The following is a 13,214-nucleotide window of genomic DNA, read 5'->3' as shown; positions in this document are numbered from 1 at the left end:
AATTTTATTATGGAGATGAGGAGGCTGTAATCATAGATACAGAATTTTTTAAAAAAAATATAACAGAGTCTAAATCTGTTATGGTCTAAGCCGCTTAAGTTAATAAAGATTTTAGAATCAATATTTTAAGTCGATGTGCTATAGACGCTACATCTTTTATTCAATTAACATTAAATCGGCTGTATTGGCAGACTTAAGCGGGCGTAGGGCAAAGGTTGAGCGTGTGTGTCGAATACCTTTAATTGAATAGAGCTTTTTCCGTAAAAAACGTTCGTAATGCTCCGCATCTTTTACGGCTACTTTCACCAAATAATCATAGTCACCTGTAACCAGATGAGCTTCCACAACTTCGGGTATATCTGCTAATGCTTCGCTGAAATTCTCTAACATTTCATCATCATGGCGCTCTAAAGTAATTTCAATAAAAAATACCTCATGAATGCCAATCGCTTTAGGGTTTACGTTTACCGTATAGCCTTCAATAATTTTTAAAGTTTCCAGACGTTTTAGCCGTGTCCAGCATGGCGAAGATGAAAGACCGACTTCTTCAGCTAATTGAGCAACGGTTAAACGACCATTGCCACGTAAGGCAGATAAAATTTTCCGATCTATATGATCTAGTGTGTATTCTGTTCTGTTCAAAATATAAACCAAAGAAGAATCTTCTGATAAAATTAAATATACTTCATTTTTATGCTGCCATCATTTAAAAAAACCAAAAAATACAGGAAACATTTTGAGCTAAAGGTACATACACTATTTCTATGCATTGAACCTTTCTGGATAGGGGTTGTGATGGAGCAAAGAGCACTGTTTCAGTAAGGGTGACTAAACAGTGCTCTTTGCGGATTTCTTATAAATTTTTAAATCTATTTTTATTAATCGTCATAGTGTATTAAAACAAATTAAATAATAACTTTTATTTATCAATTGAAGAAAAACTAATCATTATTTTTTATCTAACTTTTCCTTTATGGTGATTTCATTGCATAGAAGGAAGCAAGGTTATGATCACCCAGCATGATATAAATCAAAAACAATATCAAAATAAGTCCCTCGACTATTTGAATAGCCAAGCTCATTCTGAAGGAATTGAATTTAATAAATTTATTAATGAAATTCAGAAAATTGAAAAGGCTGTAGTTCTTGATTTAGGCTGTGGTGGTGGCCATGTCTCTTATAATGTTGCTCCGCATGCAGACCTTGTTTTTGCTTACGATTTATCTCATGAAATGTTAGACACTGTGTCTAAAGCTGCCAGCCAACGCAAATTAAAAAACATCTTTGTGCAGCAGGGCATTGCTGAAGATATGCCTTTTAGTGATCATCAATTTGATGTAGTGATTAGCCGATATTCAGCTCATCACTGGCAGCATGTTCCTAGCGCTATGAAAGAAGTAAACCGTGTTCTTAAGCCTGACGGCATTGTTATTTTTGTAGACATTATTAGTTCTAGCTCGCCTATATTAGACACGTTTTTACAGACGATCGAAACGATTCGAGACCCGAGTCATGTACGAAACTATAGTGTGAAAGAGTGGGTTTATTTTATCGAAGATGCTGGCTTTGATTTGGTTGGCTTAGACAAACAAACGCTCTTGTTAGACTTTGACAGTTGGGTACAGCGTATGAAAACCCCTGAAGATCAAATCAAAACTTTACGTTATTTGCAGGAAGGTTCATCTGACCTCGTTAAGAAGTATTTCAAAATTCAAAATGACGGTAGTTTTGAAAGCCATGTAGGTTATTTTGTCTTTAAGAAATTAGGGTTTTAAGGGAATATGTTTTTGATATTTAATGTGTTGTCAGTTTGATTATCACATTGACTCCTAACTTATCTCTTATTATTCTACTGTGGTAGGACGAAGGTGGGACGCTCTATGCGTACTGATTCTTTTGTATCAGTCTGTCAACTCGCCTTCGTTCTATTACCATGATTTAATGAATCGAATATATTTTAAAAAAAATTGTCTGGATGATGTTTATAGCTTTGATTAAAGATGGGCATAAAACAAATCTAATATCATTTATTTGATAAAACTTAATCACACAATTTTAATAAGGTGATTAAGTATTCAAAGAGAAGGAGATTTATTTAATTTCCTTTTTATTAATAGACACTTATAAATAATTATTATTTAATACGCCCGCAACATTACCACTAATACTTTTAATAACTTTGTCGGGGAAATAATGCGTAATATTTTAGTAACGGTTTTCACTTTATTGGTAGGAACATCAATTTATGCTGGTCAAGAACCTAAAAGTCTTGTAGGGCAAACACACTGCGAGAAAGCAGTAGAGCTACATGGTTTTTTAAGCCGTGCTCAACTTGATTGTAATTATCACTATGCTTCACAAGAATTAATTCATGAAGCAGAAAAATGTACTAAACATGAGTTGGGCGATAAATACGGTAAAGAAGTCATGAGATTAGGTATGGACCAATTTGAAGCACGCAAGAGAGGAGATATGAAAGGCCAATTATGTAGTACGGTTTTAAAAGAGTTTCCAAACTATATTAAAAAATAAAATAAGGTTTTAAAAACCTTTTCTAGCAAGCCGATAAGATGGATTTAATTATTCATTTTATCGGTGTATCACCACATATAATTTGCCAATTAAACCAGATAATAAACTTTAAGAATTCACCGAATATCACATTGACACTTAAAATCACTCTTATTATTCTTCGTTTCAGGATGAGAGAGGGACGCTTAATGCGTGCTGAGCTTTGGGCTATCAGTCTGTCAACCCTTTCTCGTTCTATTATTTTTACTAAATAATGAATTTCTAATGAAGTAATTAAATATTCTAATCCAATGAAAAATAATATTTATTCAATTATTTTCTATCCAATATCACATTGACACTCTAAACCCCTCCGATTATGCTTTGCGTGCTGGCCTACATCGCCAGTCGATTTTGACAGATCGATATAACACACAAGACATCAAAAAGTTCTCTTTTTGGTGGCGAACTCGTTCGTCCCCCTTCGTAGCGGTAGGGCGAGGGAGGGACGCCTTGTGCGTGCTGATTCTTGTGTGTCAGTCTGTCAACCTTCTCTCGTTCTACCACCATAATCATTTGACAGTGATCTGGTAGAACTCCTTTACACACAAGGAGTCCGCTCATGCGTACTATTTCTTCTCATTTATTGGCTTTTGCCAAACTCTCTCTATCTATACCGCCCAGCTGGTCTTTAAAACGGTTTAACCGACTTTAGGTTTTCTACGCCTTTAGAATCGTTACGACTAAAAAATCATAGCAACAATAAACCCGAGATAGGCGAGCACACCGTTTTTGTGTGGCTTCTCTATGCCTGTTTTTAGCACTCATTTTAAGAGTGAGGGCATTTCTATCTCATTTATATACAACAAAAAATTATTTTAAGCAGTATATTTATGCCAAATTTAGAATCTTCATTTAGAGCACTCAGAGTGCTTCACACAGCAAAAGACTTATTTAATCAATATGGCTTTCACAAGGTGGGTGTCGACCAAATTATTATTGAGGCTAAAGTTGCCAAGGCTACTTTTTATAATGACTTTCACTCAAAAGCACGACTCATCGAGATGTGTCTGACTTTTCAAAAAGACGCGCTAAAAGATAAGGTATTTTCAATTTCTAATTCTTACCGTGAACAAATGGTGCTTGATAAACTTAAGGAGATTTATTTTATACATGTCGACTTAAATGGTTTTTATCATTTACCCTTTAAAGCAATTTTTGAAATTGAAAAGCTCTATCCGGTCGCCTACAAAGTCGTGGTCGATTATAGAAACTGGTTTGTTGGTGAGATCTATAAATTGCTTTTAACCTTAAAATCTACGGCCTCAATCCAAGATGCTTACATGTTTTTATTTATGATTGATGGGGCAATGGTTCAGCTTTTAGGTAAAAATGGAGTAGATGAAAGCGTACGGCTGTTAGATTATTTCTTTTTAAACTTTGTCTAATTGCTAGAACTTAAATAGCAAAAAGCCTCCAATTAAGGAGGCTTTTCATTTGAAATAAAATAAGTGCTTAGCTTAATGTCGCAGGTTTTGCAGAATGCTGTGCCATTTGTTCAAAGTATTGAACCGCAGGTGAACGAGCCATATAAGCCAAAGCTTGTTCGGTGTCACCTTCATGGATTGGGTTAAATTTTGGAGAAACCCATCTTAATGTCGCTTTCCATAAATATTTAATGGTCGGTAGGTTGTCTGAGCGAGTAGCAGTTTTTTCAAACTCGCGAATGAAATTAAAGAAGCCACGACGCATCAATTTTTGAATGTTTTCGTGCTCTAAATCCTGCTTGCCCAGACTACGGGCAAAGTCAGCAAGAAAGTAAATAAAGAGTGGGAAAATAGCCGCCATAATGACTTGGCGCGACACATAAAAACCCAACTTGTTTGTTAATAGATGTTCAAATAAATCGTAAGCAACACAGCGGTGTTCAACTTCTTCGGCAAGGTGCCAACGGAATAAATCTGCCATTGCAGGGTCGGCTTTGTCCCAAGACTTGCTATCGAGTGTCCACTGACCAATAGTTCCCGTAAAGTGTTCAATTGCAGCAATCACACCTACTCGGAAAAGTAACCAATATTCTTCAAGTTTTTTACCTTTTACAAGCGGCAGACCAAAGGGTTTATCGCCCAATAAAATATTAAAAACAAAATGCGCACGGTTGAGTGGGTCTTGAATGTCGTAGCCATTTTCACGCAGAAAATCTTGAGCTTTTTCATGGGCACGTGCATGCGCCGCTTCTTGGCGGACAAAGCCTACTACTTCTTGTTTTAATTTTTCATCGGTGATGTAGGGAAGGGTTTTATTAAACACTCGGCAAAACCAAAATTCACCAGCGGGCAAAAGCATATTAATCCCATTGGCTACATGTGAGCATAGCGGATCATTCGGCATCCAACATACAGATGACTCCGTAAAATCAAAATATACTTTTCGAGCTTTAAGCTGATGATTCCCTGTGAGCATATACGTCACCCTATTCATAATTATTCATTTAATGCGAATGCACAATTTTTAGCATTAAGTAAAATAGATCACCATGTGCTTAAGGGACAAAAACATCTTACAAAAGGCTTATAGAGATAAAAAAGGTCTAGGTGAGAGATTTGATCAATAAAAAAAGGCCCCTTATTAAAAGGAGCCTTCATTTTTATAATCTAGGCTTTAAATTCTTTAAGCCTATTCATTTTTATAAGCTAAAACTTTTTATTATAAAGCTTACGGTCAGTAACTCGCCGTGCTTAAAAGCCTAGATCGCTTGCCATTGATCTTTAACTTCTTCTGAATTTTTATTGAGTATGACTTGGTTTTCTTTGACTTCCCCAATCCACGCAGTAGGAATGAGATGATGTTGACCACTTTCGTCTCGAGTCAGCTTTAATTGGTTTTCACCGTCGAGATGGTCAACTGTTCCTACTTTAGTACCGCAAGAAGCAATAACATCTGCGTGTTTTTGAATATCATTAATATTTAAAGTACTCATTTTAGACCTCTTCTTTGAAAATAGAAAAACGGTAGAAACTAAATTACTTTAAATAATGAGCTAAATGTTGAATTTTTAATAAACCTTACAGGATCAGTTTATAAACTCACTTAATGAATGTATTTGAGTAACAATGAAATAATTAGATATAAATCTAATAATAATTATCTTTTTATTACAATTAAGGTGTTTATTTAAACAGAAGTCTTTAGATATGTTTAACTCAAATCTTATAAATAATTTTTTGCAATGAATATTAAAATATCTATAAATATGACGATATTGAGTATGTTGAGTGAATTTGAATCTGCCTTAGCTGAAGATAAAAATAAGCTTCGTATAGATTTACTCTCTCAATTGGTAAATTTAGCCAAAAATTTACCTTATCCAGCTTCGGGCCAAACCTATCAACGGTGGCAACTTTTTGCTCAGATTGCTGGGTCAGATTTAAGTTTGGCTAAACTATTTGAGTCTCATTGTGATGCCTTAAGTATTTTAAATGAATTGGGGTATCAAGAAGAAATAGATGACCAGATTTGGGCTGTCTGGGCAGCAGACGGTGGACCAGCTCCATTGCAAATAAAAGATAATCTTTGTAGTGGCATAAAACCTTGGTGCACCGGTGCGGAGTTTATTCAAAAAGCTTTAATGAGTTATAAAGACCAGCAAGGCCAAGCACAGCTTTGTATTGTTAATTTAAATCACTCATCAATTACTACCGATTTGAGCCACTGGCATGCAGTAGGGATGCACGCCACACAAACAGCCAGAGTCATTTTTAAAAATACGCTTGTTAAGCTGATAGGTCAGCCAAACAGTTATTTAGAACGCCCAGGGTTTTGGCATGGTGCGGCTGGAGTTGCGGCTTGTTGGTACGGTGCCGCTGTGCGTTTAGTCAGCTTTTTGCAGGAAAGTTGTCAGGCAAATCCGAATTCCTTTAAGAAATTGTACTTAGGAGAGTTAGCTCAGCAATTAGCGATCACCAAGCAATATTTTCAATACGTTGCTGAATTGATTGACCATAAGCCACAGTTGAGTCATGAGCGAGAAATACGGATATTACGTGCCCAAACAGAACAATGTTGTCTGAGTGTGGTTGAGCGAGTAGGGAAAGCCTTAGGTGCTCGGCCTTTTTGTGAAGATGCAACTTTCGCTCAGCTCATGGCTGACTTGCCTGTGTTCATCCGACAAAGTCATGCCGCTTTTGACTATGAACAAATTGCAGAACTCTGTTTATCGGAGCAAAGCTTATGGGAACTTTAAAACATCCTTTGGTAGAAGATCGCATTATTTTTGGTGAGGGTACGGCCAAAGAGCAATGGTTAAAGGCATTTAAAGAACAACCTTTAGCACCTTTAGATCTTGAGTTATTTCGCTCTAAAAGGGTCATCATTGTCGCTCCACATCCTGATGATGAAGTGCTCGGTTGTGGCGGATTAATGCAACAACTCATCGCGCTGGATTGTAAGATCCTAATTTTAGCTGTGAGTAACGGTACTCAAAGCCATCCTAACTCTACAAAATATTCCCCAGATCAGCTCAATATTCTTCGTCCGCAAGAAAGCTTGGCTGCCTTAAATTGTTTAGGCGTGGCAGAGTCTGCTGAGTGCATTGCACTCGATTTACAGGATGGACAGATTCCTTTTCAAACCCATCAACTATGGCAGAATTTAGAAAAGAGTGTTCAAGCCAACGATATTGTCATTTGTAGTTATGCATTGGATGGTCACCCCGACCATGAAGCCGTAGGTAAAACTGTGCAAGCTTATGCAGACGCTAAGCAGATATTTTGTTTACACGTATTAATTTGGGCTTGGCATTGGGCTGAGCCTTTAGACCCACGAATTGATTGGCAGCGCGCAAAAGCGTACCACTTGACCGAAGAACAGTTAACTCAAAAACATCAAGCAATTTTGCAGTTTAAAACCCAACTTGAAGCAGATGAAACCACGGGGAATATGGCAGTTTTATCTCCCTCTACAATTAATCGTCTTTTAATGCCTTATGAGGTCTATTTGAGTGATTCATTCTCGCATGTACTTTGAAGATTTATATCGTCATAACAGTGATCCATGGGGCTATGACTCTCATTGGTATGAGGCGCGTAAAAGACAAATTTGTCTTGCGCTGCTCACAAGACCTCGCTACCCAAAAGTGTTAGAGGTGGGCTGTTCAAATGGACATTTAAGTATTCATTTAGCCCAAAGAGCTGAGCAATTGCTGTGTATAGACGTCTCTGAGTGCGCTGTTCAATTAGCTTCCGAGCGTTTACAAGAGTTTGAGCATGTTGTTGTTGAGAATAGAAAAATACCAGAGGACTATTCGATTCAAAAATTTGATCTGATTTTAATTAGTGAGATGGCCTATTACTTGTCGGCAGATGAATTGCATCATTTTATTGAAAAGTTAAAGCATAGTTTAAATGACGACGGCGAAATTCTATGTTGCCATTGGCGTCATGAAATTCAAGATTTTGAGTTAAATGCCGAGCAAGTCCATCAAAGTTTTCAGCAACATTTTCCATTTCATCATTATCTAAGCTTGAACGATCCAGATTTTATGATTGATCTTTGGACGGCGAACACTTCCTCTTTAGCACAGCAGGAAAAACTAAGATGAAAATAGGTATCGTCATTCCAGCACATAATGAAGAGCAATATCTATCAGCCTGTCTGCAATCGATTCAGGTTGCTATAGAGAATATTAGCGGTTATGACGTAGAAGTGATTGTTGTACTCGATAACTGTACAGACCAGTCGCGGCTGATTGTCCAAAGCCATCAGATTAATTGGATTGAGTGTCATTATGCATGTGTAGGAAAAGCACGAGATTTAGGTATTCGTCATTTAATTGGGCGCGGCGTGACATGGATTGCATGTACGGATGCAGATACTGTGGTTAGTCCTGATTGGCTACGCTATCAGATCCAGCATCAACCAACAGATGCAATTTGCGGTACTGTGACCTTAGATGACTTGAGCCATCTATCTATAACCAAACGGCAGAAATACTTGGCACATTATAAAGATCAGATGGATCACGCGCATATTCATGGGGCAAATCTAAGTTTTAGTACAGAGGTTTACTTGCTGGTAGGTGGTTTTGAGCCAATATCTTGCCATGAAGATATTTCCCTCATCGAAAAGATTAAAAGTCTATCTTGCAATATTACTTGGAGTAATCTGGTCCGAGTAACGACGAGTAGTCGGCTAAATGGGCGCGCACCTCAGGGCTTATCTTACTTTTTAAATAATCTCTAATGACTTAAAGCATAACCTCGCCCAATATCGAAATATTCTTTAAGTTCTGTGAGTCATATTTAATTTTTATTTTGCTACCGACTTTATATTGATCGTGATTTTGTTTAGCAGCAAGCACCTTTAGGTTTTCAGTAATGCAGATAAGACCTCATCGTTAATAGCCAAAATTAAAAGATTCTTAATTAAATTAAGGCAGGGTATATAACTTAGTTGTTGTATTTATGACTACATATGTAAACAAGTCTTATTATCAAATGCTTTAGCCCTTAAAATTCTAGAATTAAATTTTTAAGGGGTAGATGTTTGGATTTTTTAAATTTTTTTCGAGATATTCGGGTTGAGTTAAGCCATTATCCATGGCTAGAGATGTTGGTTTCACTCATTATTTTGATTTTATTTGCAGCTTTTGCAAACTTTATTGCTAAACGAATTATTGTTCGGGGCGTGCGTCATTTAATCACAAAGCTCAAATCACCCAATCAATCTATTTTTGCTCAGCATAGCGTCATAAAGAAATTTGCAAATATTGTTCCTGCCGTTGTGATTATGAATGGTATTGCAACAGTTCCTCATCTAACTCAGAAGGTTATTACTTTTGTGGAGATGGGGGCGCAAGCATTTATTTTTCTTACACTCGCACTCACAGTCAGCGAAGTGTTAAATATCTTCAATCTTATCTATCAGCGTAATCCAAAATCTAGAAATAAGCCGATTAAAGGTTACTTACAACTGGTTAAATTAATCTTATTTGTTGTGTGTGGCCTGATGATTTTGGGAACATTCCTTAAAAAGGATGTGTTCACTTTACTTGCAGGTTTTGGTGCGATGGCAGCAGTATTAATGCTGGTTTTCCAAAACACGATTTTGTCTTTAGTTGCCAGTGTACAAATTGCATCTTATGACATGGTTCGTATTGGCGACTGGATTGAGATGCCGTCACTAAATGCAGATGGGGATGTGATCGATATTTCGTTGCATACGGTGACGGTTCAAAATTTTGATAAAACCTATACCACCATTCCAACCAATAAGCTCGTTACCGATACTTTTAAAAACTGGCGAGGCATGAGCAATTCAGGTTGCCGTCGAATGAAGCGTTCACTCTTTCTCGATCAAAGCAGTGTTCATTTTATGACTGATGAAGAGCAACAAAAGCTCAAAGAGTTTTTATTATTAGATCAATATCTCGATGCAAAGAATTCTGAAATTGAAGAATTCAATAAACATTTAAGTAATCAATCTCGTTATAACAAACGCCGTTTAACCAATATTGGTACATTTAGGGCTTATGTAGAATTTTATTTGCGCCAACATAAGGGTATTGCTCAAAATCAAACCATTATGGTTCGTCAATTACAGCCGACTAGCCAAGGGCTGCCTTTAGAAATTTATGCATTTAGCAATACAACTGCATGGGTTTCATATGAAGCAATTCAGTCTGATATTTTTGATCATTTAATTGCGATTCTTCCTGAATTTGGCCTACGCGTTTATCAGGCACCTTCGGGTCATGATTTGCAAAGATTAACGTCAGAAATTCATCCAAGTTAAGTTTTAAGTTGTAAATAATAGACCTCAAACTATTTTTGAAAAAGCTCCCATATGGGGGGCTTTTTTAATCTTTCTCACTCCTGAAATTTTCTGTTAGCTATTATTTTAAAGATTAATTTAAGTTTTTGACCGTTCTGACACAGGAATTGTCCTTTAAAGATATTAACAAGTTCCTTTTTGGAACTTAGTGTGTAGTTATCTTGAGGAAGAGAAAAAGAACATGTACCCAAACGCATTCAAAGATATGGCTTCTAAAACTTTATGGCCTTTATTTCCACGTCGCGTCGCTTTTGATTGGAATGAGTCACCACTACATTGGATGCCACAATCTCCAATAGGAAGTCATGCTATAAACCATTTCAGTTTTACACTTGTGCGAGGAGAGTACTTTTTCTGCCGCATTTTTAATAAGGCACTACCATTCATAACCGATGAAAAATTAAAGAAAGATGTAGAAACTTTTATTCGCCAAGAGGCAATTCATGCGCAAGCGCACAAAGAATCTATCGAAAAATATATACAGCGTTATGGGATTGATATTGAAAAACAGTACGAACGTGTAATGGAATTATTTGATTATATGCTTGCAGATAAGCCGTTTGGCAAAGCTCTACCAAAGCGTATGCAAAAATCTTGGTTATTGTTCCGTGTTGGTATTGTCGCTGCTGCTGAACATTACACTTGCGCATTAGGCCAATATACTTTGACGAAAGCTCACTGGGAGGAAAAAGGTTGTGACCCAGCAGTAAGTGATCTATTTACTTGGCACTGTGCAGAAGAGGTTGAACATCGCACGGTTGCTTTCGATTTATTTGAGCACTTAGGCGGAAACTATGCATTACGTGCTGCGATCATGAGTTTAACTGCACCAATTTTTACTTATTTAATGATTAAAGGCACCCAAGAGCTGGCAGCAGTAGATCGTAGTTTACCTAAATCTCAACAAAGCTTAGCTCGTCTAGGTTTTTGGCAAGAATGGTTTAAAGCAAGCTCTCAAGAGTTAGTACCAAGTCCTGTGTGGTTTATCACGATTGCTAAAAACTTCTTTAAACCTGCGTATCATCCTTACTATGAAGGTTCAACCGAGCTTGCATTGGATTATATAAATCGATCACCAGCGGTCAAACTTTATGAAGAAATACAAAAAGGATTGGTGAGTTAATATGAATACAAATATTGAAAAACAACAAAGATATATTCAGTCTGCTGATGTCACTTTATCAATATATGAATGGGGGACAGCGGCGGATCATAATGAAACACTGGTGTTTATTCATGGCTATCCTGACGAAGCACAGATTTGGGATGAGCTAGCTTCATTACTTAAATCAGATTTCCATATTGTGACTTACGATGTACGAGGTACGGGTTTATCTGGGGCTCCTTTATCTGAAGCGGGATATCAGATGGACTATCTCATTTCTGATTTAAAAGCTGTTATTGAACAAACAAGTCCCGATCGTCCTGTACACCTAGTTGGCCATGATTTAGGGGCATTACAAGGGTGGGAAGCTATTTTAGATGACAAGTTAAAACCTTATATCAAAAGTTATACAGCTTTAGCGCCTAGTATCGACCATGTGGGCATATGGTTTAAAGAAAATCTAAACAGTAAAGATCCGATGAAAATGTTCGCTGCTGTCAAACAAATGATTTCCTCGAGTTACATGCTGTTTTTTAATGTTCCCCTTATCCCTGAATTAAGCTGGTATTTGGGCTTGGCAAAAGTTTGGCCCCAAGTCGTTTCACAACTCGAAGGTAAGAAAGTTACAGCTCATTCCAACCAACTGAAAAATGGAATACATGGCTTGGGCTTTTATCGCCTAAATTTATTCAAGCCATTATTGAATGCACAGAAACGTTATACATCGGTGCCGATACATGTTGTATCAATGACTAAAGATCGTTTTGTGCCTCAGCATATTGTAGACAAACAAGATCGATGGGTGAATTCATCTTTTACACGTACAGATATTCCATTGGGCCACTGGGGAATTGCAAGCCATCCTGATTTAATCGCAATGCCTATTCGTAAATATATTCAAAAGCTGACTGCGTAAAAACAATAAAGCTGGAGGTCTAAAATGGAAACCGAATTAAAACTGGCATCACCATTTGTTTTAAAAGATGGTTTTACACTCAAGAATAGGCTTATTAAATCGGCTTTAAGTGAAGGGCTGGCACATACAGATGGGCGACCAAGTAAAGAGCTGATTCAGCTATATCGAACTTGGTCGCAATCTGGTGTCGGAGTTCTGATTATGGGTAACGTGATGATTGATTCTAGAGTAATCGGTGAACTGAGCAATGTCATTATTGAAAACGAAAAAGATAAAGGATTGGGGATTTTCAAAACTCGTCGATTACGTGCGTCTTAAAATTATAAATTAACGTTTTATATCAATGAGGTTATAAGTTATGTCGACCGCTTTTCAGATAAAAATATCGAGATTTAGTCTAGTCGCAAAATTGATGGGAATTAGCTTTCTTCTATTTTTTGCAGGTGCAGCGCTTTTCATCTTTTTAAATATTCCTGCAATTTTACTTCAGTTCGAATGGGGTAAATTTCTTGTTCGATTAATTCGCTGGGGAGAGTTGCATGGGGGAGGTGAGCATTACGAGTTGATGATCTCAGCCATCTATATGGTATGGGGCTGGTTTCTATTAAAAGCCGCCAATGAACCTCTAAAAAACTATATGTTTTTTGAATTTACCATGATTGCAAATATTGCTCATTTCGGTGCAATGTTTGTTATGGGATTGGTGATGGCACATGAGTCTCCACATTTAATTGGAGACGTATTGTTGGGTTGGATTATGCTATTCATTTATATTTATTTCTGGTTGCCTGTCAGGAAAATATATAAATCTGATCATCAGTTGACTCATTCAGTTTAAGACTTAGCGGTTGA

At 37.0% G+C, this 13,214-nt stretch carries 15 protein-coding genes and 1 pseudogene; 12 read left to right on the top strand and 4 right to left on the bottom strand.

Annotated elements, in window-relative coordinates; genetic code table 11:
• Positions 1-156 precede the first annotated feature (156 nt).
• Complete coding sequence (locus AC07M3_RS04635; protein ID WP_494566675.1) at positions 157-642, bottom strand: Lrp/AsnC family transcriptional regulator; 486 nt, start codon at positions 640-642, stop codon at positions 157-159.
• 365 nt (positions 643-1,007) lie between these two features.
• On the opposite strand from AC07M3_RS04635, the gene AC07M3_RS04630 reads away from it, so the two are divergent.
• The 3 genes from AC07M3_RS04630 to AC07M3_RS04620 all read left to right on the top strand — a co-directional run bounded on the left by AC07M3_RS04630 (position 1,008) and on the right by AC07M3_RS04620 (position 3,959).
• Positions 1,008-1,775: a class I SAM-dependent methyltransferase gene (locus AC07M3_RS04630; RefSeq protein ID WP_494566674.1), complete on the top strand. Its 768-nt coding sequence runs from the start codon at positions 1,008-1,010 to the stop codon at positions 1,773-1,775.
• Positions 1,776-2,193: 418 nt separating this feature from the next.
• A complete protein-coding gene (locus tag AC07M3_RS04625) occupies positions 2,194-2,532 on the top strand; it encodes a hypothetical protein (RefSeq protein ID WP_494566673.1) in 339 nt (112 codons plus the stop codon).
• An 872-nt stretch (positions 2,533-3,404) separates the two neighbouring features.
• Complete coding sequence (locus tag AC07M3_RS04620; RefSeq protein ID WP_494566672.1) at positions 3,405-3,959, top strand: TetR/AcrR family transcriptional regulator; 555 nt, start codon at positions 3,405-3,407, stop codon at positions 3,957-3,959.
• A 67-nt stretch (positions 3,960-4,026) separates the two neighbouring features.
• On the opposite strand, the gene AC07M3_RS04615 is transcribed toward AC07M3_RS04620, so the two are convergent.
• Together AC07M3_RS04615 and AC07M3_RS04610 are read right to left on the bottom strand one after the other, a co-directional pair.
• Positions 4,027-4,974: a metal-dependent hydrolase gene (locus AC07M3_RS04615; protein ID WP_494566671.1), complete on the bottom strand. Its 948-nt coding sequence runs from the start codon at positions 4,972-4,974 to the stop codon at positions 4,027-4,029.
• A gap of 283 nt (positions 4,975-5,257) precedes the next feature.
• Positions 5,258-5,491: a DUF2171 domain-containing protein gene (locus AC07M3_RS04610; RefSeq protein ID WP_092707973.1), complete on the bottom strand. Its 234-nt coding sequence runs from the start codon at positions 5,489-5,491 to the stop codon at positions 5,258-5,260.
• A gap of 249 nt (positions 5,492-5,740) precedes the next feature.
• Between AC07M3_RS04610 and AC07M3_RS04605 the strand changes: the two genes are divergently transcribed.
• From AC07M3_RS04605 to AC07M3_RS04590, 4 genes are read left to right on the top strand one after another with little or no spacing between them, the layout of a single operon-like run.
• Complete coding sequence (locus AC07M3_RS04605) at positions 5,741-6,754, top strand: acyl-CoA dehydrogenase (RefSeq protein ID WP_494566670.1); 1,014 nt, start codon at positions 5,741-5,743, stop codon at positions 6,752-6,754.
• Positions 6,742-7,536, top strand: coding sequence for a PIG-L deacetylase family protein (locus AC07M3_RS04600; protein ID WP_494566669.1), 795 nt, complete (start codon positions 6,742-6,744; stop codon positions 7,534-7,536). The genes AC07M3_RS04605 and AC07M3_RS04600 overlap by 13 nt, the downstream gene beginning before the upstream one ends.
• Positions 7,511-8,110, top strand: a complete 600-nt coding sequence (locus tag AC07M3_RS04595; RefSeq protein ID WP_209733161.1) for a class I SAM-dependent methyltransferase — start codon at positions 7,511-7,513, stop codon at positions 8,108-8,110. The genes AC07M3_RS04600 and AC07M3_RS04595 overlap by 26 nt, the downstream gene beginning before the upstream one ends.
• The gene (locus AC07M3_RS04590) at positions 8,107-8,751 is read left to right on the top strand and encodes a glycosyltransferase family 2 protein (RefSeq protein ID WP_494566668.1); all 645 of its coding nucleotides are present in this window, start codon (positions 8,107-8,109) and stop codon (positions 8,749-8,751) included. The genes AC07M3_RS04595 and AC07M3_RS04590 overlap by 4 nt, the downstream gene beginning before the upstream one ends.
• Before the next feature lie 4 nt (positions 8,752-8,755).
• Here AC07M3_RS04590 and AC07M3_RS04585 read toward each other — a convergent pair.
• Positions 8,756-8,887 (bottom strand): annotated as a pseudogene (locus tag AC07M3_RS04585) (DUF3592 domain-containing protein); the annotation flags it as partial.
• A 167-nt stretch (positions 8,888-9,054) separates the two neighbouring features.
• Between AC07M3_RS04585 and AC07M3_RS04580 the strand changes: the two are divergent.
• The 5 genes from AC07M3_RS04580 (at position 9,055) to AC07M3_RS04560 (ending at position 13,200) form a co-directional block, all read left to right on the top strand.
• Positions 9,055-10,302: a mechanosensitive ion channel family protein gene (locus AC07M3_RS04580; RefSeq protein ID WP_199990936.1), complete on the top strand. Its 1,248-nt coding sequence runs from the start codon at positions 9,055-9,057 to the stop codon at positions 10,300-10,302.
• A gap of 220 nt (positions 10,303-10,522) precedes the next feature.
• Entirely contained in the window at positions 10,523-11,464 is a 942-nt protein-coding gene (locus AC07M3_RS04575) for a metal-dependent hydrolase (RefSeq protein ID WP_092707991.1), read from the top strand.
• A gap of 1 nt (position 11,465) precedes the next feature.
• A complete protein-coding gene (locus AC07M3_RS04570; RefSeq protein ID WP_494566667.1) occupies positions 11,466-12,362 on the top strand; it encodes an alpha/beta fold hydrolase in 897 nt (298 codons plus the stop codon).
• A 24-nt stretch (positions 12,363-12,386) separates the two neighbouring features.
• Positions 12,387-12,680 (top strand): hypothetical protein, encoded by a 294-nt coding sequence (locus AC07M3_RS04565; protein WP_494566666.1) that lies wholly within the window; start codon positions 12,387-12,389, stop codon positions 12,678-12,680.
• Between the two features lie 40 nt (positions 12,681-12,720).
• Positions 12,721-13,200 (top strand): DUF6632 domain-containing protein, encoded by a 480-nt coding sequence (locus AC07M3_RS04560; protein ID WP_494566665.1) that lies wholly within the window; start codon positions 12,721-12,723, stop codon positions 13,198-13,200.
• Positions 13,201-13,214: the final 14 nt, after the last annotated feature.

The sequence above is a fragment of the Acinetobacter sp. GW821-FHT09D10 genome, from assembly GCF_059416285.1.
This window is presented reverse-complemented; position numbering and strand designations above follow the sequence as displayed.

What these genes read in the sequence shown, in the direction of transcription:
- AC07M3_RS04575 (WP_092707991.1), top strand. Translation starts at nt 10,523, where the DNA reads ATGTACCCAAACGCATTCAAAGATATGGCTTCTAAAACTTTATGGCCT.
- AC07M3_RS04625 (WP_494566673.1), top strand. Translation starts at nt 2,194, where the DNA reads ATGCGTAATATTTTAGTAACGGTTTTCACTTTATTGGTAGGAACATCA.
- AC07M3_RS04565 (WP_494566666.1), top strand. Translation starts at nt 12,387, where the DNA reads ATGGAAACCGAATTAAAACTGGCATCACCATTTGTTTTAAAAGATGGT.
- AC07M3_RS04560 (WP_494566665.1), top strand. Translation starts at nt 12,721, where the DNA reads ATGTCGACCGCTTTTCAGATAAAAATATCGAGATTTAGTCTAGTCGCA.
- AC07M3_RS04620 (WP_494566672.1), top strand. Translation starts at nt 3,405, where the DNA reads ATGCCAAATTTAGAATCTTCATTTAGAGCACTCAGAGTGCTTCACACA.
- AC07M3_RS04600 (WP_494566669.1), top strand. Translation starts at nt 6,742, where the DNA reads ATGGGAACTTTAAAACATCCTTTGGTAGAAGATCGCATTATTTTTGGT.
- AC07M3_RS04610 (WP_092707973.1), bottom strand. Translation starts at nt 5,491, where the DNA reads ATGAGTACTTTAAATATTAATGATATTCAAAAACACGCAGATGTTATT.
- AC07M3_RS04630 (WP_494566674.1), top strand. Translation starts at nt 1,008, where the DNA reads ATGATCACCCAGCATGATATAAATCAAAAACAATATCAAAATAAGTCC.
- AC07M3_RS04615 (WP_494566671.1), bottom strand. Translation starts at nt 4,974, where the DNA reads ATGCTCACAGGGAATCATCAGCTTAAAGCTCGAAAAGTATATTTTGAT.
- AC07M3_RS04605 (WP_494566670.1), top strand. Translation starts at nt 5,741, where the DNA reads ATGAATATTAAAATATCTATAAATATGACGATATTGAGTATGTTGAGT.
- AC07M3_RS04590 (WP_494566668.1), top strand. Translation starts at nt 8,107, where the DNA reads ATGAAAATAGGTATCGTCATTCCAGCACATAATGAAGAGCAATATCTA.
- AC07M3_RS04570 (WP_494566667.1), top strand. Translation starts at nt 11,466, where the DNA reads ATGAATACAAATATTGAAAAACAACAAAGATATATTCAGTCTGCTGAT.